Annotated in this window: 17 protein-coding genes; 3 read left to right on the plus strand and 14 right to left on the minus strand. The window is 72.6% G+C overall.

Annotated features, from left to right (window positions below; all coding sequences use genetic code 11):
* Nucleotides 1–13: 13 nt before the first annotated feature.
* The 9 genes from ACIP8Z_RS32105 to ACIP8Z_RS32145 all read right to left on the minus strand — a co-directional run bounded on the left by ACIP8Z_RS32105 (nt 14) and on the right by ACIP8Z_RS32145 (nt 13,588).
* Nucleotides 14–517, minus strand: a complete 504-nt coding sequence (locus ACIP8Z_RS32105) for a flavin reductase family protein (protein ID WP_402089694.1) — start codon at nt 515–517, stop codon at nt 14–16.
* Between the two features lie 394 nt (nt 518–911).
* Entirely contained in the window at nt 912–2,162 is a 1,251-nt protein-coding gene (locus ACIP8Z_RS32110) for an ROK family protein (protein WP_402089696.1), read from the minus strand.
* 441 nt (nt 2,163–2,603) lie between these two features.
* A complete protein-coding gene (locus tag ACIP8Z_RS32115) occupies nt 2,604–3,185 on the minus strand; it encodes a TetR/AcrR family transcriptional regulator (protein ID WP_402089698.1) in 582 nt (193 codons plus the stop codon).
* An 81-nt stretch (nt 3,186–3,266) separates the two neighbouring features.
* On the minus strand, nt 3,267–4,856 hold the full coding sequence (gene serA / locus ACIP8Z_RS32120; protein ID WP_402089700.1) for a phosphoglycerate dehydrogenase: 1,590 nt from the start codon (nt 4,854–4,856) through the stop codon (nt 3,267–3,269).
* A 238-nt stretch (nt 4,857–5,094) separates the two neighbouring features.
* On the minus strand, nt 5,095–6,096 hold the full coding sequence (gene ilvC, locus ACIP8Z_RS32125) for a ketol-acid reductoisomerase (protein ID WP_402089702.1): 1,002 nt from the start codon (nt 6,094–6,096) through the stop codon (nt 5,095–5,097).
* A 133-nt stretch (nt 6,097–6,229) separates the two neighbouring features.
* Complete coding sequence (gene ilvN, locus ACIP8Z_RS32130) at nt 6,230–6,757, minus strand: acetolactate synthase small subunit (RefSeq protein ID WP_030216183.1); 528 nt, start codon at nt 6,755–6,757, stop codon at nt 6,230–6,232.
* Nucleotides 6,758–6,798: 41 nt separating this feature from the next.
* Nucleotides 6,799–8,649 (minus strand): acetolactate synthase large subunit, encoded by a 1,851-nt coding sequence (locus tag ACIP8Z_RS32135; protein WP_319319638.1) that lies wholly within the window; start codon nt 8,647–8,649, stop codon nt 6,799–6,801.
* A gap of 215 nt (nt 8,650–8,864) precedes the next feature.
* Nucleotides 8,865–11,705, minus strand: a complete 2,841-nt coding sequence (locus tag ACIP8Z_RS32140) for a putative bifunctional diguanylate cyclase/phosphodiesterase (protein ID WP_402089738.1) — start codon at nt 11,703–11,705, stop codon at nt 8,865–8,867.
* A 917-nt stretch (nt 11,706–12,622) separates the two neighbouring features.
* Entirely contained in the window at nt 12,623–13,588 is a 966-nt protein-coding gene (locus ACIP8Z_RS32145) for a 2-hydroxyacid dehydrogenase (protein ID WP_402089705.1), read from the minus strand.
* A gap of 75 nt (nt 13,589–13,663) precedes the next feature.
* On the opposite strand from ACIP8Z_RS32145, the gene ACIP8Z_RS32150 reads away from it, so the two are divergent.
* The 3 genes from ACIP8Z_RS32150 (at nt 13,664) to ACIP8Z_RS32160 (ending at nt 16,300) form a co-directional block, all read left to right on the plus strand.
* On the plus strand, nt 13,664–14,701 hold the full coding sequence (locus tag ACIP8Z_RS32150) for an aldo/keto reductase (protein WP_402089707.1): 1,038 nt from the start codon (nt 13,664–13,666) through the stop codon (nt 14,699–14,701).
* Between the two features lie 115 nt (nt 14,702–14,816).
* Nucleotides 14,817–15,965, plus strand: a complete 1,149-nt coding sequence (locus ACIP8Z_RS32155) for a PQQ-dependent sugar dehydrogenase (protein WP_402089709.1) — start codon at nt 14,817–14,819, stop codon at nt 15,963–15,965.
* Between the two features lie 14 nt (nt 15,966–15,979).
* Complete coding sequence (locus ACIP8Z_RS32160; RefSeq protein WP_402089740.1) at nt 15,980–16,300, plus strand: DUF6191 domain-containing protein; 321 nt, start codon at nt 15,980–15,982, stop codon at nt 16,298–16,300.
* On the opposite strand, the gene ACIP8Z_RS32165 is transcribed toward ACIP8Z_RS32160, so the two are convergent.
* From ACIP8Z_RS32165 to ACIP8Z_RS32185, 5 genes are all read right to left on the minus strand, one after another.
* Nucleotides 16,184–19,240, minus strand: coding sequence for an AAA family ATPase (locus ACIP8Z_RS32165; protein ID WP_402089711.1), 3,057 nt, complete (start codon nt 19,238–19,240; stop codon nt 16,184–16,186). The genes ACIP8Z_RS32160 and ACIP8Z_RS32165 overlap by 117 nt on opposite strands.
* Before the next feature lie 7 nt (nt 19,241–19,247).
* Entirely contained in the window at nt 19,248–19,445 is a 198-nt protein-coding gene (locus tag ACIP8Z_RS32170; RefSeq protein WP_402089713.1) for a hypothetical protein, read from the minus strand.
* A gap of 170 nt (nt 19,446–19,615) precedes the next feature.
* A complete protein-coding gene (locus ACIP8Z_RS32175) occupies nt 19,616–20,203 on the minus strand; it encodes a hypothetical protein (RefSeq protein WP_402089715.1) in 588 nt (195 codons plus the stop codon).
* A 48-nt stretch (nt 20,204–20,251) separates the two neighbouring features.
* Nucleotides 20,252–20,809, minus strand: a complete 558-nt coding sequence (locus ACIP8Z_RS32180; protein WP_402089717.1) for a GNAT family N-acetyltransferase — start codon at nt 20,807–20,809, stop codon at nt 20,252–20,254.
* Nucleotides 20,787–23,045, minus strand: a complete 2,259-nt coding sequence (locus ACIP8Z_RS32185; protein ID WP_402089719.1) for an MMPL family transporter — start codon at nt 23,043–23,045, stop codon at nt 20,787–20,789. The genes ACIP8Z_RS32180 and ACIP8Z_RS32185 overlap by 23 nt, the downstream gene beginning before the upstream one ends.
* Nucleotides 23,046–23,301 lie beyond the last annotated feature (256 nt).

Consider the following 23,301-nt stretch of genomic DNA (forward strand, 5'->3'; position numbering starts at 1 on the left):
CGCGGGCGAGGGGTCAGAGGGAGTGGTAGCCGCCGTCGTGGAAGAGCAGCGGGCGCCGGTTCGCGTCCTGCCAGGCGTCCACGACGCGGCCGATGACGATGCGGTGGTCGCCGGCGGGGACGAGCTGCTCGATGTCGACGCGCAGCCAGCCGGTGACCCCGTCGAGGACGGGGTCGCCCTGGTCGAGCCGCCGCCAGCCGGTGGGCCGGGCGAACCTGTCGATCCCGCTGGTGGCGAAGCGTCTGGCCAGCGCCTCCTGTTCGGCGCCGAGGAAGTTGACGACCGCGGACGTGGCGCGCCGGATGTGCGGCCAGGAGGAGGAGCGGGTCGCGATGCCGAAGGAGAGGAGCGGCGGTTCGAGGGAGAGGGAGGTGAGCGAGGTGGCGGTGAAGCCGACGGGGCCGGATCCGGCGTCCGCGGTGACGACCACGACGCCGGCCGGATAGGCGCGGAACGCCTGCTTGAAGAGGCCGGGTTCGAGACCGGCCGCGGGATGCGAGGACAAGGAGACGGACATGTTTCCCCCGGGCGACGGAGAGGGACGGACAGGGCGGAGGACGGCACGCCGAAGCGGGACGGGGCGGCATGCGGGCACGGCGACGGAAGGGCCGGAACGTCACGCGTACGGAAAAGGGCACGCGTGGAACAGGAAAGCGGGACCGGGAGCCGGGAATACCGCTCGGATCAACAGCAGCGGCAGGGACGACAGGAACGACGGACGCGCGCCGAATGCGGCACGTGGCGTCGGGTCCTCTGCGGGCTGCTCATGAATACATCTTCCCGTTCGCGATCCGAGCGGGTCAACAATGCAACTTTCTGAATTAAGTCGGTATTCGCCGGGAGTACGGGCGGGCGCCCCCGGCGTCAGGACACCGAGGGACGCCCGGGGTACGGGGTGGGTGCCGCCGCCGTCAGGACACCGCGGGCAGCGCCGGCCAGGGGCCGAGCGGATCGTCGTGCAGGGCGCCGAGGGCGACGGCCGTTCCCGCCACGGCCAGGACCCGGCCGGTGAAGCTGCTCGGCACGACGGAGCGCTCGGGGTCGTCGCAGACCAGCGACCGTTCGGCCGTGGTGGCGCGCAACTCGGCCAGGCAGGGCGCCAGTCGGCCGGCGCTCGGTTCGACCACGACGAGCACCTCGGGGTCGAACATGTCGAGGAGGACGGCCGCGGCCCGGCCGACGAACCGGGCCCGTCGGCGGAACACCGAGACCGCCACCTCGTCCCCGTCCACCGCCCGCCGCAACAGCTCGGGGAACGTCTCGGCGTACAGCCCCTGCCGGGCGGCCCGGCGCAGCATCGCGGGCTCCGCCACCTCGGACTGGAGGCAGCCGGGGACGCCGCACTCGCAGGTCGTGCCGGCGTCGCCCGTCCCCACCGGCAGATGGGCGATGTTGCCCGCGCCGAACCGCGGTCCCTGGTGCACCGCGCCGGAGGAGACGAAGGCCGCGTCCACCACGTTGCCGACGAAGAGCACCACCGCGCTGGCCCGGGTCGAGGCGACGCCGACGAGCTGCTCGGCGCGGGCGAGAGCGCGGGCGTGGCTGTCCACGTGGACGGGGAGCCCGGTGGCCTTCGCGAGCACCTCCCGTACCGGGACGTCCCGCCAGCCCAGTTGCGGATGGTGGACGACGACCCCGGCGGCCGGGTCGACCCAGTGGCCGGTGGCGACGCCGAGCGCGAGCGCGGTCCGGCCGGAGCCCTGCCCGGCGAGCATCCGGGGCAGCCCCTCGGCCACCCGGTCGAGCACCTCGGCGGGTTCGGTGCCGGTGTGCGGGAGGCGTTCCTCGGCGACGAGGCGTCCACGGAGGTCCATGAGGGCGAGCGTGGTGTGGGTGACGGCGACGTGCGCGCCGGCGAGGAGATAGCGCGCGGTGTCGATCTCGACAGGGATGTGGGGGCGGCCGAGGCCGCGCGGACCCGCCGTCTCCGGGCCCTCCTTGACGAGCCCCCGGCCGATCAGGGCGCCGCAGTGGCCGGTGACCGAGGCGGGCGAGAGACCGGTGAGGCGGGCGATCGTGCTGCGGGCGACCGGTCCGTGGTCGAGGATCGCCCCCAGGACGGCGCCGGTGCTGGCGGCGCGGCGCGGCGGGACGGACACGGAGGGGATGTCGGCACGGCGCGGCGGGACGGGGCGGGAGGAGGACATGCGCGTTCTGTCCACGAGGGCCTTCTTCGGGTCCGTTGCGGTGGTGCGTACCGCCGCCGCGCGGGGTGCGGCCGCCCGTCCCGCCGGGTGCGGCGGCGGGGAGGGGCGGCGGACCGGAGGAGCCGGACGGGCGGGGGCCGTTCCGGAGGCGGGCGGACGCGCGAAGCTCCCGGGCGGGAGCCGCTCTCGGCGTGCGCCGACGGGCCGCGGGTCCACCCCCGGACGCTCTCGGGGTGTCAGGGGGCCGCGCGGTCTCCGTCGTACGCTCGCGGAGCTACGGACATGCGGCGGAGCACACACGCTTCAGGTCGACGTGACCTCGTGTCGTGAGAAGCGCGGAACGGTGCATGGCGCGCAACATAGCCCGAGTGCCGCAAGACGGTCAATCGACGGCCCGCATGATGGACGGCGCCCGCCCGGGGCCCTCCCCGGGCTCCCGGTACCCCTGACGTGACGTCAGCCCTGCTCCCGCATGAGGACCTTGAGCCCCTCCGTGAGGTCGTCCGCCGTCGGCGCGGTGTCCGGGTCGACCATCCACTGGATCATCACGCCGGCCACGAGGGCCTGGCAGAGCAGTCCGGCCACCCTGGCCTTCTCCGGCTCCGCCTCCGGGTCGATGCCGAGGAAGCCCTCGGCCATGCTGAGCCGGCCCTCGCGCTGCGGCTCCTTGATCGCCTCGCGCAGCTTCTCGTCGCCGTCGAGCCGGGTGACGATCTCGGTCTGGAGCTTCCAGACGGGCCGGCTGGGCCCGGCCGCGGCGATGATCTGCTCCCAGACGACGTGGAAGCGCTGGTACGGGTCGGCCGGCAGCTCCCGCTTCGCCTCGCCGCTGCCCACGGGACCGACCGCCTCGCCCCAATCCTCGGTGACGGCGAGGAAGGCCTGCTGGAGCAGGGCCTCCTTGGAGCCGTAGTGGTAGCCGATGGAGGCGAGGTTGGTGCCGGAGGCGGCGACGATGTCGCGGGCCGTGGTCCGCCCGTACCCCTTCTCCAGGAGGCAGCGCTTGGCGCCTTCGAGCAGGTCTTCCTTGTGTCCCATGACAGCACTGTACCCGGCCGATAGACGCTTGTGTAAGACGAGTGTCTATCGGCCGGGTACGAGGTCGTACGAGGTGGGGCGTCAGATCAGGTTGACGGAGCGGGCCGAGGCGGCACCGATCTCCTCCGCGATCTCCGCGAGCACCGGAGCCGGGACCGTGTCGTCCACGGTGAGGACGACGAGCGCCTCGCCGCCCTCCTCCGCGCGCGCCACCTGCATGCCCGCGATGTTCAGACCGGCCTCGCCGAGGATCCGGCCGACGGTGCCGACGACACCCGGACGGTCCTCGTAGCGCAGCACGACCATGTGGTCGGCGAGCGCCACGTCCACGTCGTAGTCACCGACGGCGACGATCTTCTGGAGGTGCTTGGGGCCGGCCAGCGTGCCGGAGACCGCGACCTCCTCGCCGCTGGAGAGGGTGCCGCGCACGGTGACCACGTTGCGGTGGTCGGGCGACTCGGAGCTCGTCGTCAGACGCACTTCGACACCGCGCTCCTGCGCGAACAGCGGGGCGTTGACGTACGACACGGTCTCGTCGACCACGTCCTCGAACACGCCCTTGAGCGCGGAGAGTTCGAGCACCTTCACATCGTGCTGGGTGATCTCGCCGTACACCTCGACGTCGAGACGGGCCGCGACCTCGCCCGCGAGGGCGGTGAAGATCCGGCCGAGCTTCTCGGCGAGCGGCAGACCCGGCTTGACGTCCTCGGCGATGACACCGCCCTGGACGTTGACCGCGTCCGGCACGAGCTCACCGGCGAGCGCCAGGCGCACCGAGCGGGCGACGGCGATGCCGGCCTTCTCCTGGGCCTCGTCCGTGGACGCGCCGAGGTGCGGGGTGCAGACGACCTGGTCGAGCTCGAAGAGCGGGGAGTCCGTGCAGGGCTCCTTCGCGTACACGTCGAGGCCGGCGCCGGCGACCCGGCCCTCCTTGAGCGCCGAGTACAGCGCCGCCTCGTCGACGATCCCGCCGCGAGCGGCGTTGACGATCCGGACCGAGGGCTTGACCTTGTGCAGTGCCTCGTCGCCGATGAGACCGAGGGTCTCGGGGGTCTTCGGCAGGTGGACGGTGATGAAGTCCGCGACCTCCAGGAGCTCGTCCAGGGCCAGCAGCTTCACCCCCATCTGGGCGGCGCGGGCGGGCTGCACGTAGGGGTCGTACGCGACGATCTTCATCCCGAAGGCCGACATGCGCTGGGCGACCAGGACGCCGATGCGGCCGAGGCCGACGACGCCGAGGGTCTTCTCGCTCAGCTCGACGCCCGTGTACTTGGAGCGCTTCCACTCGCCGTTCTTCAGCGCGGTGTTGGCCTGCGGGATGTTGCGCGCGGTGGCGACCAGCAGACCGCAGGCGAGCTCCGCGGCGGTGACGATGTTCGACGTCGGGGCGTTGACGACCATGACGCCGGCCTTGGTGGCGGCGGAGACGTCCACGTTGTCCAGACCGACACCGGCGCGGGCGACGACCCGCAGCTTGCCGGCGGCGGCGATGGCCTCGGCGTCGACCTTGGTCGCGGAACGGACCAGGATCGCGTCCACGTCGGCGATGGCGGGCAGCAGTTCGGCGCGGTCCGCGCCGTTGCAGTGCCGGATCTCGAAGTCCGGGCCCAGGGCGTCGACGGTGGCGGGCGACAGCTCTTCAGCGATGAGTACGACGGGTTTCGAGCTCACGTGAGTCCTCACAGATCCAGTGCGGACGGCCGTCCCGACGGCCGCAGGCGGTGGAGGGGGCTTGCCGCGTGAAAGCGCACGACGCTGTGGGCCTGAACGCGAATGTTGTTGAGCAGTGTAGTGGTGCGTCGGGGCCGATCATGCGCCTCGATGGAAGGATCACCCGTCCGTGGTTGGACGGGGTGTCCAACGATGTGGACAGGGGCCGGACACACCGTCCGGCCCCTGCCCCGAAGGCTTACGCCTCCTCGTCGTTCACCCAGCTCATGAGCTTGCGCAGCTCCTTGCCGGTGGTCTCCAGGAGGTGGTTCTCGTCCTGGGTCTTGTACTCGTTGTACTTCTTCAGACCGCCGTGGTACTCGGCCATCCACTCCTTGGCGAAGGTGCCGTCCTGGATCTCCGCGAGGACCTTCTTCATCTCGGCCTTGGTGGCGTCCGTGATGATCCGCGGGCCGGTGACGTAGTCGCCCCACTCGGCGGTCTCGGAGACCGACCAGCGCATCTTCTCCAGGCCGCCCTCGTACATGAGGTCGACGATGAGCTTCAGCTCGTGGAGGCACTCGAAGTACGCGATCTCCGGCTGGTAGCCGGCCTCGGTCAGGGTCTCGAAGCCCGCCTTGACCAGCGCCGCGGTGCCACCGCAGAGGACGGCCTGCTCGCCGAAGAGGTCGGTCTCGGTCTCCTCGGTGAAGGTCGTCTTGATGACGCCGGCGCGGGTGCCGCCGATGCCCTTGGCGTACGAGAGCGCCAGCGCGAAGGCGTTGCCGGTCGCGTCCTGCTCGACGGCCGCGATGCACGGGACGCCGCGGCCCTCCTCGTACTGACGACGGACCAGGTGGCCCGGGCCCTTCGGGGCGACCAGGGCGACGTCGACGCCCTCGGGCAGCTTGATGAAGCCGTAGCGGACGTTCAGACCGTGGCCGAAGAAGAGCGCGTCGCCCTCCTTCAGGTTGTCCTTGATGGACTCCTCGTAGACCTGGGCCTGGATCGGGTCCGGGGTCAGGATCATGATGAGGTCGGCCTCGGCGGCGGCCTCGGCGACGGAGACCACGCGCAGGCCCTGCTCCTCGGCCTTGGCCTTGGACTTCGAGCCCTCCTGCAGACCGACGCGGACGTCGACACCGGAGTCACGGAGCGACAGCGCGTGGGCGTGGCCCTGGCTGCCGTATCCGATCACCGCGACCTTGCGGCCCTGGATGATGGACAGGTCGGCGTCGTCGTCGTAGAACAGCTCGGCCACTGGGTATCTCCTTGAGGTGCTGGTGTTGCGTCCCACCGTACGGCGGGGAGCGGGAGGAAAGTTTTCGGGTCTCGTCAGTCGGACCGGCGGATGGACCGCCGGTCGACCTCCGATGACTCTGAGGCGATGATTCTCAGGCGCTGCGGTCGAGGGCCCGGAGGGACCGGTCCGTGATGGACCGGGAACCACGCCCTATGGCGATCGTGCCGGACTGCACGAGCTCCTTGACGCCGAACTGCTCCAGCATCTTGAGCATCGCGTCGAGCTTGTCACTCGAACCGGTGGCCTCGATGGTGACCGCCTCGGGCGAGACGTCCACGGTCTTGGCGCGGAACAGCTGGACGATCTCGACGATCTGGGAGCGGGTCTCGTTGTCTGCGCGGACCTTCACCAGGACGAGCTCGCGCTGGATCGCAGCGCTGGGCTCGAGTTCGACGATCTTCAGGACGTTGACCAGCTTGTTGAGCTGCTTGGTCACCTGCTCCAGGGGCAGGTCCTCGACATTGACCACGATGGTGATGCGGGAGATGTCGGGGTGCTCGGTGATGCCGACGGCGAGCGAGTCGATGTTGAAGCCGCGGCGCGAGAACAGGGCGGCGATCCGGGCGAGGATGCCCGGCGTGTTCTCGACGAGAACGGAGAGCGTGTGCTTGGTGGACATGGTCTGGGTCTCTTCCTTTTCGCTCTGCTTCGTTCCGCGCTTCAGTCGTCTTCGCCGTCGCCGAAGTCGGGGCGGACGCCCCGGGCGGCCATGACCTCGTCGTTCGAGGTGCCGGCGGCGACCATCGGCCAGACCTGGGCGTCCTCGTGGACGATGAAGTCGATGACGACGGGACGGTCGTTGATGGCGTTGGCCTCGGCGATGACCTTGTCCAGGTCGGCCGGGTCCTCACAGCGCAGGGCGACACAGCCCATGGCCTCGGACAGCTTGACGAAGTCGGGGACGCGGGTGCCCTTGTTCGCCTGGACGTCGTCCGGGCCGGAGTGCAGGACGGTGTTCGAGTAGCGCTGGTTGTAGAAGAGGGTCTGCCACTGGCGGACCATCCCGAGGGCGCCGTTGTTGATGATGGCGACCTTGATCGGGATGTTGTTCAGGGCGCAGGTGGTGAGCTCCTGGTTGGTCATCTGGAAGCAGCCGTCGCCGTCGATCGCCCAGACCGGGCGGTCGGGCATGCCGGCCTTGGCGCCCATCGCGGCGGGGACCGCGTACCCCATCGTCCCGAGGCCGCCGGAGTTCAGCCAGGTGGCCGGACGCTCGTACTCGATGAAGTGGGCGGCCCACATCTGGTGCTGGCCGACGCCCGCGGCGAAGATCGTGTCGTCGGGAGTGAGCTCGCCGATGCGCTGGATGACCTGCTGCGGCGAGAGGCTGCCGTCGTCCGGCAGGTCGTAGCCGAGCGGGTAGGTCTCGCGCCAGCGGTTCAGGTCGCTCCACCAGGCGGTGTAGTCGCCCTTGTTGCCCTCGCTGTGCTCGGCCTGGACGGCCTGGACCAGGTCGGCGATGACCTCGCGGGCGTCACCGACGATCGGCACGTCGGCGGTGCGGTTCTTGCCGATCTCGGCCGGGTCGATGTCCGCGTGGACGATCTTGGCGTACGGGGCGAAGCTGTCGAGCTTGCCGGTGACGCGGTCGTCGAAGCGGGCGCCGAGGGCGACGATCAGGTCGGACTTCTGCAGCGCGGTGACGGCGGTGACCGCGCCGTGCATGCCCGGCATGCCCACGTGCAGCGGGTGGCTGTCGGGGAAGGCGCCGAGCGCCATCAGGGTGGTGGTGACCGGGGCGCCGGTGAGCTCGGCGAGGATCTTCAGCTCGGCGGTGGCACCGGCCTTGATGACGCCGCCGCCGACGTACAGGACGGGGCGCTTGGCCGCGCTGATCAGCTTGGCGGCCTCGCGGATCTGCTTGGCGTGCGGCTTGGTCACCGGGCGGTATCCGGGCAGGTCGGTCTGCGGCGGCCAGCTGAAGGTGGTCTTCGCCTGCAGGGCGTCCTTGGAGATGTCGACCAGGACCGGGCCGGGGCGGCCGGTGGAGGCGATGTGGAAGGCCTCGGCGATCGTCCGCGGGATGTCGTCGGCCTTGGTGACCAGGAAGTTGTGCTTGGTGATCGGCATCGTGATGCCGCAGATGTCCGCCTCCTGGAAGGCGTCCGTGCCGATCGCCTTCGAGGCGACCTGGCCGGTGATCGCGACGAGCGGCACCGAGTCCATGTGCGCGTCGGCGATCGGGGTGACGAGGTTGGTCGCACCGGGTCCCGAGGTCGCCATACAGACGCCGACCTTGCCGGTCGCCTGGGCGTAGCCGGTGGCCGCGTGGCCCGCGCCCTGCTCGTGGCGGACCAGGATGTGGCGCACCTTCTTCGAGTCCATCAGCGGGTCGTAGGCCGGGAGGATGCAGCCACCGGGGAGACCGAAGATGGTGTCCGCGCCCACCTCTTCGAGAGAGCGGATGAGGGACTGCGCGCCCGTGACGTGCTCGACGGCGGTGGCGGCCTGAGCGCCGCTACGGGGCCGCGGCTGCGGATGGTGCCCGGTGGCCTGGTCGGTCATCAGCATCTCTTCTCGAAGCAGAGGGTTTTACGAGGGTTTGGGACGACTTGGGGGTGAGCCAGTGCAACAAAAAACCCCTCGTGCCGTGAGGCAAGCGAGGGGAGCGCGTCGGGTGCGTTTCAAGCGGGGCCTGCCGTGGCCCTGCTTCAGCCGACGCGCTTTCCAAGTACGAGAATTCGGGTGCGCATGGCAATGACCCTCCCTCTCAGCCCTCACCACTGTCAAGTGGGTGGGACGGGCGTCTCATTATTTGAGCGGAACGGGGGACGGTTTCCGGCCCGGACGGGGACCGCTCCGGGCAGCGGGTACTCGTCCCGTACGAGCGCCCTGCGCAGCCGGTACTCGTCGAGCGGGCCCGAGAAGGCCATGCCCTGGGCGTGGCTGCAGCCCATCGCCCGCAGGGCGACGACCTGCTCCGGTACGTCGACCCCCTCGGCGACGGTCTGCATGCCGAGCTCGTCCGCGATACGGAGCACCCCGCGGGTGATCTTGCGGAGCCGGGCCGATTCGACGACGCCCTCGACGAGTCCCCGGTCCAGCTTCAGTATGTCGACGGGAAGCCTGCGGAGGGCGTTGATCGCGACATGTCCGCTGCCGAATCCGTCGAGCGCGATCCGCACCCCGAGGCGCCGCAGGGTGACCAGGCGCTGCTCCAGCTCGTCGAGCGGGATCCGGGGGTCGCTGTCGGCGAGTTCGACGATCAGCGAACCGGACGGCAGTCCGTGCCGGGTGAGCAGGGACTCGATCGAGCCGAGCGGCAGCGAGCGGTCCAGGAGCCGGCGCGCGGAGAGCCGGATGGACACGGGGGCGCGATGGCCGATTCCCGCCCGCTCGGCGGCCTGCTCGACGGCCTCTTCGAGCAGCCAGCGGCCGAGCTCGGCGGTGCGCTCGCTGTCGTCGGTGACCCGGAGGTACTCGGCGGGGGTGAAGAGGATGCCCTGGGCCGACCGCCAGCGCGCCTGGGCGCTGACGGCGGAGATCCGGCCGGTGGCGAGGTCCACGACCGGCTGGTGGAGCAGGGCGAACTCGCCGTCGTGGAGGGCGGTGCGCAGCCGGGCGGCCAGTTCCGTCCGGCGAACCACCTCGGCCTGCATCTGGGGCGCGTAGAGCTCGACGCGGTCCTTGCCGGCCGCCTTGGCGCGGTACATGGCGAGGTCGGCGTTGCGCAGGAGTTCGCCGGCCTCGATGCCGGGCTCGGCGAAGGCGACGCCGATGGAGGCGGCGACCCGCACCTCGTTGCCCCCGTCGACGCGGTAGGGCCGGGAGAGGGTGAGGCGCAGCCGGTCGGCGATCTCCTGGACCTGTTTCTGGCGGGCCGCCTGGTCGCGGCCGCCGTCGCCGAGGATGAGGGCGGCGAACTCGTCGCCGCCGAGCCGGGCGGCGGTGTCCCCGGCGCGCACGGAGTCGTGGAGGCGGCGGGCGGCCTGGACGAGGAGGTCGTCGCCCGCCTGGTGGCCGAGGCGGTCGTTGACGCCCTTGAAGCCGTCGAGGTCGATGAAGAGCACGGCGGTGCCGGGGTCGGAGGCACGGCGTCCGCTGAGGGCCTGCCGGACCCGCCGGGTGAAGAGCGCCCGGTTGGGCAGGTCGGTGAGCGGGTCGTGCTCGGCGTTGTGCTGCAACTGGGCCTGGAGCCGGACGCGTTCGGTGACGTCCCGGCTGTTGAAGATCAGCCCGCCCTGGTGCCGGTTGACCGTGGACTCGACGTTCAGCCAGTCACCGCGGCCCGAGCGGAAGCGGCACTCGATCCGGGTGGTGGGCTCCTCGGCGGGCGAGACGGCCAGGAAGCGCCGTACCTCGTGGACGACGGCGCCCAGGTCCTCGGGATGGATGAGCGAGGCGAGCTCGGAGCCGATCAGCTCCTCGGCGTCCCGTCCGTACACCCCGGAGGCGGCCGGGCTGACGTAACGGAGCACCCCGGTCGGCGCGGCGATCATGATGACATCGCTGGACCCCTGCACGAGTGACCTGAAGTGGTTCTCCTTCTGGGCCAGTTCATGGGTCAGGGCGATGTTGTCGAGGAGCATGATGCCCTGCCGTACGACGAGGGCGAGGACCACCGTGCAGCCGGTGAGGACGACGACGCGGTCGACCCTGCGCCCTTCCACGACGTTGTACAGGATGCCGAGGGTGCAGACCGCGGCGGCGAGGTACGGCGTGAGGGCGGCGAGCGAGCCGGCGACCGGGCGGCTGTGCAGCCGCGGCCCGCGCGCGGTGGCGGGGACGCTGTCCGGGATGCGGCGCACGCCCCAGGGCGCGTAGGCGAGCAGCAGGGAGCCGGCGAACCAGCCGGCGTCGAGCAGCTGGCCCGAGGCGTAGTTCTCGCGCAGCAGCGGCGAGGTGAAGAGTGCGTCGCACAGCACGGTCAGGGCGAGGGCGGCGATCGCGGTGTTGGTCGCCGAGCGGTTCGCCTGCGAGCGCCGGAAGTGCAGCACCAGGACCATGCTCACCAGGACGATGTCGAGCAAGGGGTACGCGAGGGACAGTGCCGCCTGGGCGACCGGCTCGTTCTGGAAGTGTGCGGTACGGGCGAGGGCGAGGCTCCACGAGAGGGTGAGCAACGAGCCCCCGATGAGCCAGGCGTCGAGCGCGAGGCAGACCCAGCCGGCCCGGGTGACGGGTTTCTTGGCCAGGACGAGCAGGCCGACGATGGCCGGCGGGGCGAAGAGCAGGAAGAAGAGGTCGGCGATGGAGGAGTCGGGCACCTCGGTGCGGAGCACGACCTCGTACCACCCCCATACGGCGTTGCCCGCGGAGGCCATGAACGAGGAGAACGCGAAGAGCAGCCAGGCGGGGCGGGCGCTGCCGCGGTGGGCGCGCCCGTAGAGGAAGCAGGAGACCGCGGCCGTGAGGGCGGCGGCGCTGAGCCCGAAGTCGCCCATGAAGAGGGCGAGTTCCGGTGATCCCCAGCCGAGCGAGGCGCCGGTCGTGTAGCCCGCGCAGATCACCACCAGGGCGATCTGGGCGAGGAGCGCGCCGAAGCCGGGGCGCCCGGGGCCCGGGTGTCCGGGGTCGGCTCCGCCGCCGACGGGGCGCCGTGCGAGGACCGCCCCCGGCGCGCTCACCGGTCCCTCCGGAGCCGCGCCACCGCACCCGGCCGCGTCGTGCGGGCGCGCCGGCGGCTCGTCGGCGCCGCCGGGGGCGTGCCCGTCGCAGTCGTGGGGGCCGGCGGGGTCCCGCACGACCGGGACGGCCCGCCCCGGTCCGCCGCCCGGCTTCCGTACGGCAGGGGCGACCGACTCCGGTCGAGCACCCGGCTTCCGTACGGCAGGGGCGATCGGTCCCGGCGCCGCACCCGGCCTCCGCACGACCGGGACGGCCCGCTCCGGTCCGGCACCCGGCTTCCGTCCGACCGGGGCGGTCGACTCCGGTGCGGCGGTGCCGCAGGCCTCGCAGGCGCTGTGTGGCGTGAAGTCGCCATGAGGCGCGCGGGCGCCGTGTGCCGCGTGGGCGCCATGCGGCACGGGGTCGCCGTGCGCCGCGGCGGCGCGGGTGGCCGGGGCCGGGGCGTCGCCGGGGCGAGCGGCCGTGCCCGGTGGTTCGGCACCGCGGCGCTCGGCTCGGCGGTCCGGTCCGGTGTGCGGTCCGGCGCCCGCCCCGGGAGCCGGACCGGCGTCCGGCCCGACCTCCGGGCCGGTGTCCGGCGGCTCGGCGGTCCGGGACGCGCGGGGCGGCGCGGCCTGGTCCGGTACGGACCGTGCGAGGCCGGTGGCGAGGCGCGGAAGGCTCGCCGGCGGCGGCGTCGCCGCGTCGGATCGTCGGTCCTCCGGCCGTGCCTCACCCGTCGCCCCCCTCGGAATCTGATGACCCGTCACTTCGCTCCCCAGCGTCAGCCCGTACTCGACGCAGTCCCCCCGCTCCGGGACGATACACCAGGACGGTCACTCAGGGACAGGGTCGCAGTACTCTCCGTGACGGACCAGGGGCTTGCAGGCGGCGCGTGTCGGGGGCGCGTACCACCCGACCGGCCCATCACGGCCGCTCAGCCGGTGGTGAGCAGGACGTTGGCCGGCTCCTCGCCCGCCGCGAACCGCCGCAGCTGCCCCGCGATCAGCCGCTTCGCCCGCGGCATGAAGGCCGAAGTGGAACCTCCGACGTGGGGGCTGATCAGGACACCGGGAGCGTGCCACAACGGATGCCCGGCCGGCAGCGGTTCCGGGTCCGTGACATCGAGTGCCGCCGTGATCCTGCCGGTCTCGACCTCCTTGAGCAGGGCCGCGGTGTCGACGACCGGCCCGCGGGCGACGTTCACGAGGAGCGCCCCGTCCTTCATCCGGCCGAGGAACCCGGCGTCGGCGAGATGCCTGGTCGCGGGCGTGAGCGGAGTGGAGAGCACGACGACATCGGCATCCGGAAGCAGCGCGGGCAGCTCCGTCAGAGGGTGGACCTCGCCGCGCGCTGTGGTGCGCGCGGAGCGCGCGACGCGCGACACCCGCGCGCACTCGAAGGGCGCGAGCCGGTCCTCGATGGCGGCGCCGATCGACCCGTACCCGACGATCAGGACGGACTTGTCGGCGAGGGCCGGGTAGAAGCCGGCCCGCCACTCCTCGGCGTCCTGCCCGCGCACGAAGCCGGGGATGCCGCGCAACGAGGCCAGGATCAGCGCGAGCGTGAGCTCGGCGGTGCTGGCCTCGTGGACGCCTTTCGCGTTGCAGACGGCGACGCCCGGGCGCAGCGAGCCGAGGCCGGGGGTGACGTGGTCGATGCCCGCGGACAGGGTCTGCACGACCCGCAGCGAGGTCATCGCGGCCAGCGGCCGTACGGCGATCTCGGAGCCCTTCATGTACGGGACGACGTAGAAGGCGCAGTGCGCCGGGTCGGCCGGGAACTCCGGTCCGCCGTCCCAGAAGCGGTAGTTCAGGCCCGACGCGCCCGGTTCGGGGAGATCTTCGATCTCGTCCGCGGGAATCGGAAGCCACACGTCAGCGGTCGTGTTCTCGCATCTCATGAGCGGGAGGCTATGCGAAGAATCCCGTGCGGCATTGGTTACTTTGGGGGACGGCACAGGGAGGGGTACCGGCAGGTGGAGCGCAGGACTATCGGGGCGACGGCGCTCGACGTGGGTGCGATCGGCCTGGGGTGCATGCCGATGAGCTGGGCGTACAGCCGTTCGGAACAGCGGGGTGACCGCTCGCTGCGGACCGTGCACGCGGCACTTGACGCCGGGGTGAGCCTGCTCGACACCGCCGACATGTACGGCCCGTTCACCAACGAACTGCTGGTGGGACGGGTGTTGAAGGAGCGACGGTCGGACGCCTTCGTCTCGACGAAGTGCGGACTGCTCGTCGGCGACGGCGGCGAGCGCCGGCACGTGGTCGCCAACGGCAGGCCGGGGTACGTCCGTCGGGCCTGCGACGCCTCGCTGCGACGGCTCCAGACCGATGTGATCGACCTGTACCAGCTGCACCGGGCGGACCCCGAGGTACCCGTCGAGGAGACCTGGGGAGCGATGGCCGAGCTGGTCTCGGCCGGCAAGGTGCGGGCGCTCGGGCTCTGCGCCGTCGGCAGCCGCTCGGCGCGGCGGGGCGCGACCGGTGTCAGCCGTGACGGCTATGAGGGAACGATCCGCCAACTGGAGCGGATCCAGCAGGTGTTCCCGGTGGCGGCGGTGGAGGCCGAGCTGTCGGTGTGGTCCCAGGAGGCGCTGGTACGGCTGCTGCCGTGGTGCGCGGCGCGGGGTGTCGGCTTCCTGGCGGCGATGCCGCTGGGGAACGGCTTCCTGACCGGGACGCTGACCCCGGGCGGCGGCTTCGAGCCGGACGATCCGCGGGCCCGGCACCCCCGGTTCACGGCGGAGATGATGGCGGCGAACCAGCCGCTGGTGGCGGGTCTGCGGCGGGTGGCCGCGCGGCACGGGGCGGAGGTCACGCCGGCGCAGGTGGCGCTCGCCTGGGTGCTCGGCCGGGGGCGGCACGTCGTGCCGGTGCCGGGGGCGAAGCGGGAGTGCTGGGCGGTGGAGAACGCCGGTGCGGCCGGTCTGCGGCTGACGGCGGCGGACCTGGCGGAGATCGCGGCGCTTCCGGCGGCCCGGGGGTCCTGGGACGAGGGACCGAGGGGCTGAAGGGCTGAGGGATCGCGGGGTCGCGGGTTGTCGCAGGCGGTCGGGAACCTGATCGCGCCGGGCGGTGTATCAAGGGTGAAGGGATGCCGCTCGACTCGTCGAAGGGGACCGTGCCATGAGCCGTCCTGCAGTTGTGAAGGCCCTGTGGGGCGCCGCCGTGCTGGTTCTGGCGGCGGGCTGCTCCTCGGGAGCTACGGAGGACAGGCCGGGTACGGCTCCGCCGACATCGGCGTCGGCGTCGGCGTCGGCCACCGCCCCGGCGAGTCCGACCGGGTCCGCCACCGCTGCCGCCGGCGGGCGGGTGACGGTGACGGGCACGCTCGCCGAGGGGCTGAAGTCGCCCTGGGGGCTCGCCGAGCTGCCCGACGGGGATCTGCTGGTCTCCTCGCGTGACGAGCGGACGATCACCAAGGTCGACGGACGGACCGGGGCGAAGACCTCGCTCGGCGAGGTGCCGGGGGTGGTGCCGGGCGGTGAGGGCGGTCTGATGGGCCTCGCCGTGCGGGACGGCTGGGTGTACGCGTATCTGACCGCCGAGTCGGACAACCGCATCGTGCGCATGCAGTACGGCGGCGCGGAGGGCGACCGGCTCGGCGCGCCGCAGCCGGTGCTGACCGGCATCCCGAAGGGGATCGTGCACAACGGCGGACGGATCGCGTTCGGCCCGGACCGGATGCTGTACGCGGGGACGGGCGAGACGGGCCGGACCGGGCTGGCCCAGGACCGGGAGTCGCTCGGCGGGAAGATCCTCCGGATGACACCGGAGGGCCGGCCGGCGCCGGGCAACCCCTTCCCCGGCTCGGTGGTCTATTCGTACGGGCACCGCAATGTGCAGGGCATCGCCTGGGACGACGAAGGTCGCCTGTGGGCGGCCGAGTTCGGGCAGAACACCTGGGACGAGCTGAATCTGGTGGAGCCCGGGAAGAACTACGGCTGGCCGGAGGCCGAGGGGCGGGCCGGGAAGGCCGGGTTCGTGGACCCGGTGGCCCAGTGGCCGACCTCTGAGGCCTCCCCCAGCGGGATCGCGTACGCGCGGGGCGCGATCTGGATGGCCGGGCTCAGAGGCGAGCGGCTGTGGCGGATCGCGCTCTCCGGCGCGGAACGCTCGGGGGACCCCCAGGCGTTCCTCACGGAGGAGTACGGACGCCTGCGCACGGTCCTCGCGGGGGGCGGCGGGCGGCTCTGGCTGGTGACCAGCGAAACCGACGGCCGGGGGACGCCCGGGCCCGGGGACGACAGGATTCTCCGGCTGGAGGTCGACTGAAGGAGCTGGTGACCGTGTTCGACCCCCTGGCGGAGCTGTTCGCCCCCGGCCGCAGGCATACCGAGGAGGAGCGCCGCAGGCAGGCGCTGACCAGGGAGGACCCGGGTGACGCCGACCCGTCGCGCGGGCCGATAGACCTCACCTCGGGCCGCGTGACGATACGGGCCCCCCGCCGCACGGCGGCGGGGGACGCGGCGGCCGGAGACGGGCCCGGCGGGTCAGAGGGGCGTGTCGAGGAGGTGGAGGCGGTGGGCCAGGGCGGCGGCCTCGCCCCGGCCGGAGACGCCGAGCTTGGCGAGGATGTTGGAGACGTGGACGCTGGCTGTCTTGGGTGAGATGAAGAGTTCCTCGGCGATCTGACGGTTGGTGCGGCCGGCCGCGACGAGGCGCAGGACGTCCTGCTCGCGGGGGGTCAGGCCGAAGGTGTCGTCCCCCGGCTCCGCGGGGGCCGACACCTGCTTCTCCTCGGTCAGGGAGAGGCGGGCGCGGGCGGCGAGGAGCTCCACGTCCTCGCGGAGCGGGCGGGCGCCGAGCCGGACGGCGGTGGCGTGGGCCTCCCGGAGCAGGGCCGTGGCCTCCTCGCGGCGGCCGCCCTCGACGAGCAGGGCGTCGGCGAGGCGGTGGCGGGCGCGGGCCAGCTGGTACGGGCGTTCGAGCGGTGTGTAGGCGGCGACGACCTCGGCCCAGCGGGCGGCGGTGTCGCGGCCCTCGGCGCGGGCGATCTCCTCGGAGACCTGCCGGGAGTAGGCCTCCCAGACCGGGGCCGGGGTGGCGAGGGCGCGGACGCTGCGGCGGACGACGGCGAGCGCCTCGGCGCGGCCCTCGTCGGCGGCGGGCAGTCCCCGGCTGTCGGCCTCGGCGGTGACGGCGGTGAGGACGAGGGGCCAGCCGTAGCGGTGGGTGCCGGGCGGGAAGCCGGTCTCCGCGGTGGCGGCGAGCTGTTCCCGCACCTCGTCGAGGCGGGCCTCGGCGGCGGCGATGATGATCTCGACCTGCGCCATGGGCAGGGTGTACTGCGGGATGGGGTCGCGGGTGCCGTACCGGGTGCGGGCCTGGGAGAGGTACGCGGCGGCCCTGGCCGGCTCGCCCCGGCCGGCGGCGAGGTGGGCGAGCTGCAGCAGGGCCGTTCCGCCCGGCTTGGTGCTGCTCGCGCCGGAGCGGAGCAGCTCCTCGGCCTCCTCCTTGCTCCGGTCCCATTCGCCGAGTGAGAGGAGGGACTCCGAGAGGTTGGCGCGGATCCAGCCGGCGCTGTCGACGAGGCCGCGGGAGCGGGCCAGTTCGATGCCGGCGACGGCGGTCTCGACGGCCTCGCGGGAGCGGCCGAGTGCCTCCAGGGAGGAGGAGATGTTGACGTGGGCGCGGGCGGCCTCGTGGAACTGGCCGAGGGCGACGGTCCGTTCGCGGGCCTCGTGCATGGTGGCGAGACCGCCGTCGGTGTCGCCTGCCGACACCATGATGGTGCCGAGGGTGATCCGGGCGTTCAGCTCGATCGGCTCGGCCTTGACGAACCGCGCGTACTCGACGGCGCGTTCGGCGGCGGCGATCGCCTCGGGGCCGGGGTTGCGGAGCATGCCCCAGCCGGCCGCGCCGACCAGGACGGTGGCGTGGACGGCGGACGGCGGGAGGCCCTTGACGAGTTCCTGGGCGCGGGCGATCTCCGGCCAGCCGTCGCCCCGGCCGAGGTTGGACTGGAGCCGTGCCATCTCCGTCCAGAACCAGGCGGCGCGCAGCGGGTCGTTCTCGTCGCTGTCGAGGACCCGGAGGGCCGTGCGGCAGATCTTCGCGGCCCGCTCCCGTTCTCCGCTGAGCCGGGCGGCGACGGCGGCCTCGGCGAGCAGGTCGAGGAAGCGCAGGGAGGCGGCGTCGGGGTCGCAGCCGCAGGCGGGGTAGGCGTCGGCGTAGTCGATGGGGCGCAGGGAGTCGCGCGTCTCGGCGGGGGCCTTGTCCCAGAGTTCCATGGCGCGTTCGAGGAGGCTGAGCTGCTCGGCGTAGGCGTGGCGCTTGCGGGTCGCGACGGAGGCGCTGAGGACGGCGGGGAGGGCCTTGGACGGGTCGTGCGCGTGGTACCAGTAGGTGGCCAGCCGGTTGGCGCGCTCGTCGGCGCGGACGAGCGCGGGGTCGGCCTCCAGGGCTTCGGCGTAGCGCCGGTTGAGGCGGGAGCGTTCGCCGGGCAGCAGGTCGTCACTGACGGCCTCGCGGACCAGGGAGTGGCGGAAGCGGTAGCCGTCGCCGTCGGGGACGGCGAGCAGGAGGTTGGCGCCCACGGCGGCCCGCAGGGCCTCGATGAGTTCGTCCTCGGTGAGCCGGGCGACGGCGGCGAGGAGTCCGTACTCGACGGTGGAGCCGCCCTCGGCGACGATCCTGGCGACCCGCTGGGCGTCCTCGGGGAGCGTCTCGACCCGGACGAGCAGGAGGTCGCGCAGGGAGTCGCTGAGCTGTCCCGCGGCGCAGCCGGCCTCGTGGGAGACGATGAGTTCCTCGACGAAGAAGGCGTTGCCGTCGGAGCGTTCGAAGACCTCCTCGACGAGGCCGGGGTCGGGTTCGGCGGCGAGGATGCCGGTGAGCTGGCGGTGCACCTCGTTGCGGGTGAAGCGGGCGAGTTCGATGCGGCGGATGGTGCGGAGCCGGTCGAGTTCGGCGAGGAGGGGGCGCAGCGGGTGGCGGCGGTGGATGTCGTCGGCGCGGTAGCTGGCGACGACCACGATGCGGCCGCGGCGCAGGGTGCGCAGGAGGTAGGTGAGGAGGTGCCGGGTGGAGGCGTCGGCCCAGTGCAGGTCTTCCAGGACGAGCACGATCGTACGGTCGGCGGCGAGCCGTTCCAGGAGCCGTACGGTCAGTTCGAAGAGGCGGGCGGTGGAGTCCTCGTCCGAGGACTCGTGGCCGCCGGGGTCGCCCAGTTCGGGGAGCAGCCGGGCGAGTTCCGCCTGCTGTCCGTCGGCCGCCGCGGCGAGTTCCTCGGGGAGGCGGCGGCGGAGCGAGCGCAGTGCGGTGGCGAAGGGGGCGAAGGGCAGGCCGTCGGCGCCGAGCTCGACGCAGCCGCCGACCGCGACGACGGCGCCCTGTGCGCAGGCCGTGTCGAGGAACTCCTCGATGAGCCGGGTCTTGCCGACCCCCGCCTCGCCGCCGATGAGCAGGGCCTGGGGCTCCCCCGCGGTCGCGCGGGAGAGCGCCTCGGTGAGGGCGGTGAGTTCGCCGGCGCGGCCGACGAACACGGGACTGACTGACCTGGTCTCCACGGCGCCGAGCATCGCACAGCCGTCCATGCCATCGCTCATACGGGGGTCACGCGGCCCGGACGAAGTGACCCCGTCCGCCGTCGCTCACCCGCCCCTCCGCGTCCTTGTTCCCGCTCCGGCGGCCGAGGCGGCGCAGACCCCGGGCGGAGCCGACCGTCTCGGCGGCCTCGTGGGACAGCCGGTGGGCGGCGGCCTCGCGGACGAGCTGGGCGTGGTTCATGCGGTGGAGTTCGTACTCGAACATCGGGTGCTCCCTGGTTCTTCTCGGTTTCGGTATCGCTCCTTGCGATGCCTCTACTGTCGTTTCCCAGGGGGTGCGGTCACATCGGGCGTGTGCCGCATGTTCGGGGTACGGGGGTCCTTAGGCGGGTCCCGGGGGTCCTTAGGCGTCGCCCCGGGGTGCCTCGGGCAGGGTCAGGATCCGGCGGTCGGCAGGCTCAGGAACAGGTCGAAGTAGGTACCGACCGACAGGAGCAGCCCCAGGCCGCCGAGGACGGCGCCGGCGACGGCGACCGACCGGACCCAGGCCGGGCGCCCGGGGAGGATGAGCACGAGGACGGCGACGAGGAGGGCGATCAGCGCGAAGACGCCGTTGACCAGGGCGGTGCTGTGCCAGGCGTCGCCGTAGATCTCGGAGATCTGCTGGGCCGGGGTGCCGGACCCGGAGGTCTTGATCTGCCCGAGGAGGGTCTCGCGCTCGGAGACGACCTTGCCCGTCCAGGTGCCGGTGAGCGCGACGGCGCCGAGGGCGGCGGAGACCACGGCCGCGGCGGCACCGGCGATGCTGGTGGAGGCGGGAGCCGCCGCCTCGGCGAACAGCTCCTCGTCCTCGTCCACGTCGGAGTCCACGTCGGAGTCCACGTCCGCGTCCGCATCCGCGTCGATCAGCGCGGTGGCCGGCTCGGTGTCCTTCTTGTCGAGCGCGACCGCGGCCGTCTCCTCGGCGGTCCCGGCGGCGTCCGCGCTCTCGCCGGTCTTCTCTGTCGTCGTCTTCGTGTCCATGCGCGGCACGCTAGGCGCCCCGTATGAGAACCGTATGAGGAAAGCGGGTCAGGCCGCTTTCGCCGCGCGCCACTCCGGTGCGAGGACGGCCCAGACCTCGGTGTCGGCGCGGACGCCGCGGTGCGGGTAGTTCTCCCGCAGGACGCCCTCGAGGGTCATGCCCAGGCGGCGGGCGACGGCGATGCTCGGCCCGTTCTTCGCGGAGGCGTGCCACTCGACGCGGTGGATGCCGCGCTCCTCGATCGCCCAGTCGATGATGACCCGGCACGCGCGGGTGATCAGGCCCTTCCCGGCGGCGGAAGGCTCCAGCCAGCAGCCCGCCTCGGCGGTGCCGTACGTGGCGTCGAAGGTCCGGAAGAGGACGCCGCCGACGAGCGTGCCGCCGGTCCAGATGCCGTAGATGCGTCCGGTGTCCTTCGCGGCCTTCTCGGCGTACGAGCCGAGGAAGGAGCGGGCGGAGTCGAGGTCCGCCACGACGTCGGCGAGGATGATGTGCTCGCCGATGAACTCGCGGCCGCGGTCCATGTGGGCGAGGAACTCCTCGGCGTTCGAGGGCTCCAGGGGCCGCAGCTCGGCGCCGTCGTCACCCAGCGATATCGCGAACATCGTCGTTCCTCTCCTCCGCGGCCGGAGCCGCGGGCGCCGTCACTGCCGTCACACGCTGAGCCGGTATTTTCCCACGCGCGTCGGCGGCCTCGCGGCACTCGGGCGTCTCGATGCTGATCCGGGGCAGGAGGCGGTCGAGCCACTTCGGCAGCCACCAGTTCGCCCCGCCGAGCATGTGCATGAGGGCGGGGACGAGAAGGGTCCGCAGCACGAAGGCGTCGAGGGCGACGGCCGCCGCGAGCGCGATGCCGAACATCGCGATGACCCGGTCGCCGGAGAGGACGAAGGCGAGGAAGACCGCGATCATGATCACGGCGGCGGAGTTGATGACGCGGCTGGTCTCGGCGAGGCCGACCCGGACCGCCCGCCGGTTGTCGCCGGTCTCCAGCCATTCCTCGTACATCCGGCTGACCAGGAAGACCTGGTAGTCCATGGAGAGTCCGAAGAGGACCGACACCATGATCACCGGGAGGAAGGGCTCGATCGGCCCGGCGCTGCCGAGGCCGAGGAGCTCGCTCCCCCAGCCCCACTGGAAGATCGCCACGACGACGCCGAAGGCACCGGCGACGGCGGCGACGTTCATGGCGGCGGCCTTGAGCGGGATGCCGAGGGAGCGGAAGGCGACCAGGAGCAGCAGGCAGCCGAGCGCGATGACGACGCCGACGAAGAGCGGCAGCTTGCCGATGATGATCTCGGCGAAGTCGTCGTACGAGGCGGTGACGCCGCCCACGTGCACGTCGAGCGAGGTGCCGCTCTCGGCCGCGGGGAGGACGTCCGTGCGCAGTCGGTCGACGAGCTCGCTGGTGGCCTTGGACTGGGGCGAGGAGTCGGGGACGACGGTCAGGACGGCGGTGTCGCCGGAGCCGTTGTACGTGACCGGGGAGACGGACGCGACGCCCTTGGTGGCGGACAGGGCGGCCGGCAGCTGGTCGAGGGCGATCCGGTCGTCGGCGCCGTCGAGTCCGGCGACCAGGGTGAGGGGGCCGTTCACGCCGGGGCCGAAGCCGTCGGCGATCAGGTCGTACGCCTGCCGCGTGGTCGCGGTGGCCGGGCCGTTGCCCTGGTCGGAGGTGCCCAGGTGGAGCGAGAGGGTGGGCAGCGCGAGGACGCCCATGACGACGGCGGCGACGATTCCGAGGAGCTTGGGGTGCCGCTCGACGAAGGCGGACCAGCGGGCGGCGAAGCCGGTGGGCAGCTCGGGCTGCGGCCCGTGCTCGGCGAGCGTCCGGCGTTCGCGCCGGGACAGCGCCCGCATGCCGATGAGGGAGAGCAGCGCCGGCAGGAGGGTGACGGAGGCCGCCACCGTGAGGACGACGGTGAGGGAGGCGGCGATGGCGACGCCGTTGAGGAAGCTGAGCCTCAGGATCAGCATGCCCAGCAGGGCGATGCAGACGGTGGCACCGGCGAAGACGACGGCGCGTCCGGTGGTGGCGACGGCGGTCTCGGCGGCCTCGGCGACGGAGAGCCCGCGTTTCAGGCCTCTGCGGTGCCGGGTGACGATGAAGAGGGCGTAGTCGATGCCGACGCCGAGGCCGACGAGCATGCCGAGCATCGGGGCGAAGTCGGCGACGGTCATCAGATGGCCGAGGAGCACGATCCCGGAGTAGGCGATGCCGACGCTGACGAGCGCGGTCGCGATGGGGAGCGCGGAGGCGGCGAGGGAGCCGAAGGCGAGGAAGAGGACGACGGCCGCGACGGCGACGCCGACGACTTCGGCGATGTGGCCGCCGGGGGCTTCGGTGAGGGCGACGGCGCTGCCGCCGAGTTCGACCGAGAGGCTGTCGTCCGCGGCTTCCTTCGCGGTGTCGACGAGGGCCCGGGCCTGCGCCTCGGGGATGTCGTCGGCCTGCTCGTGGAAGGTCACGATGGCGTAGGCGGTGTGCCCGTCCTCGCTGACCTGGCCCCGGGTGTCGCCGTACGGGGAGGTCACGGAGGCGATGCCGGGGAGCTCGGCGACCTTGTCGAGCATCGCGGTCATGCGGCGCTCGACGGCGTCGGCGCGGACGCTGCCCTTGTCGGCGTGCCAGACGATGGTGTCGCTGTCACCGCCGAGGCCGTGGAAGCCGCGCTCCAGGAGGGCGGTGGCACGACCGGACTCGGTGCCGGGGACCTCGTAGTCGTTGGAGTACGCGCTGCCGGCGACGACCGCGGCGGTGCCGACCCCGCAGAGAGCGACGAGCCACAGCAGGACGGCGACGAGGCGGTGCTTGATGCACCACCGTGCGATGGCTGCCAAAGGACGTGCTCCCTGGGTGGTTCGAGGATCTTCAGCGGGAACAGCCCGAAAAAGAACGCTTGACCTACGTGGGCCCACTCTGGCAGCCAAACGTGATCGTTTGCCCGTTTCGTGTTGATGCTCACAGGCGTGGGCGGGGGGGGGGGGGGGGGGGGGGGGGGGGGGCCCCCCGCCCCCCCCCCCCCCCCCCCCCCCCCCGGGGGGGGGGGGGGGGGGGCGGGGGGGGGGGGGGGGGGGTGGGGGCGGGGGAGCGCGC

Source organism: Streptomyces sp. NPDC088553 (assembly GCF_044752965.1).
Taxonomy (GTDB): Bacteria; Actinomycetota; Actinomycetes; order Streptomycetales; family Streptomycetaceae; genus Streptomyces.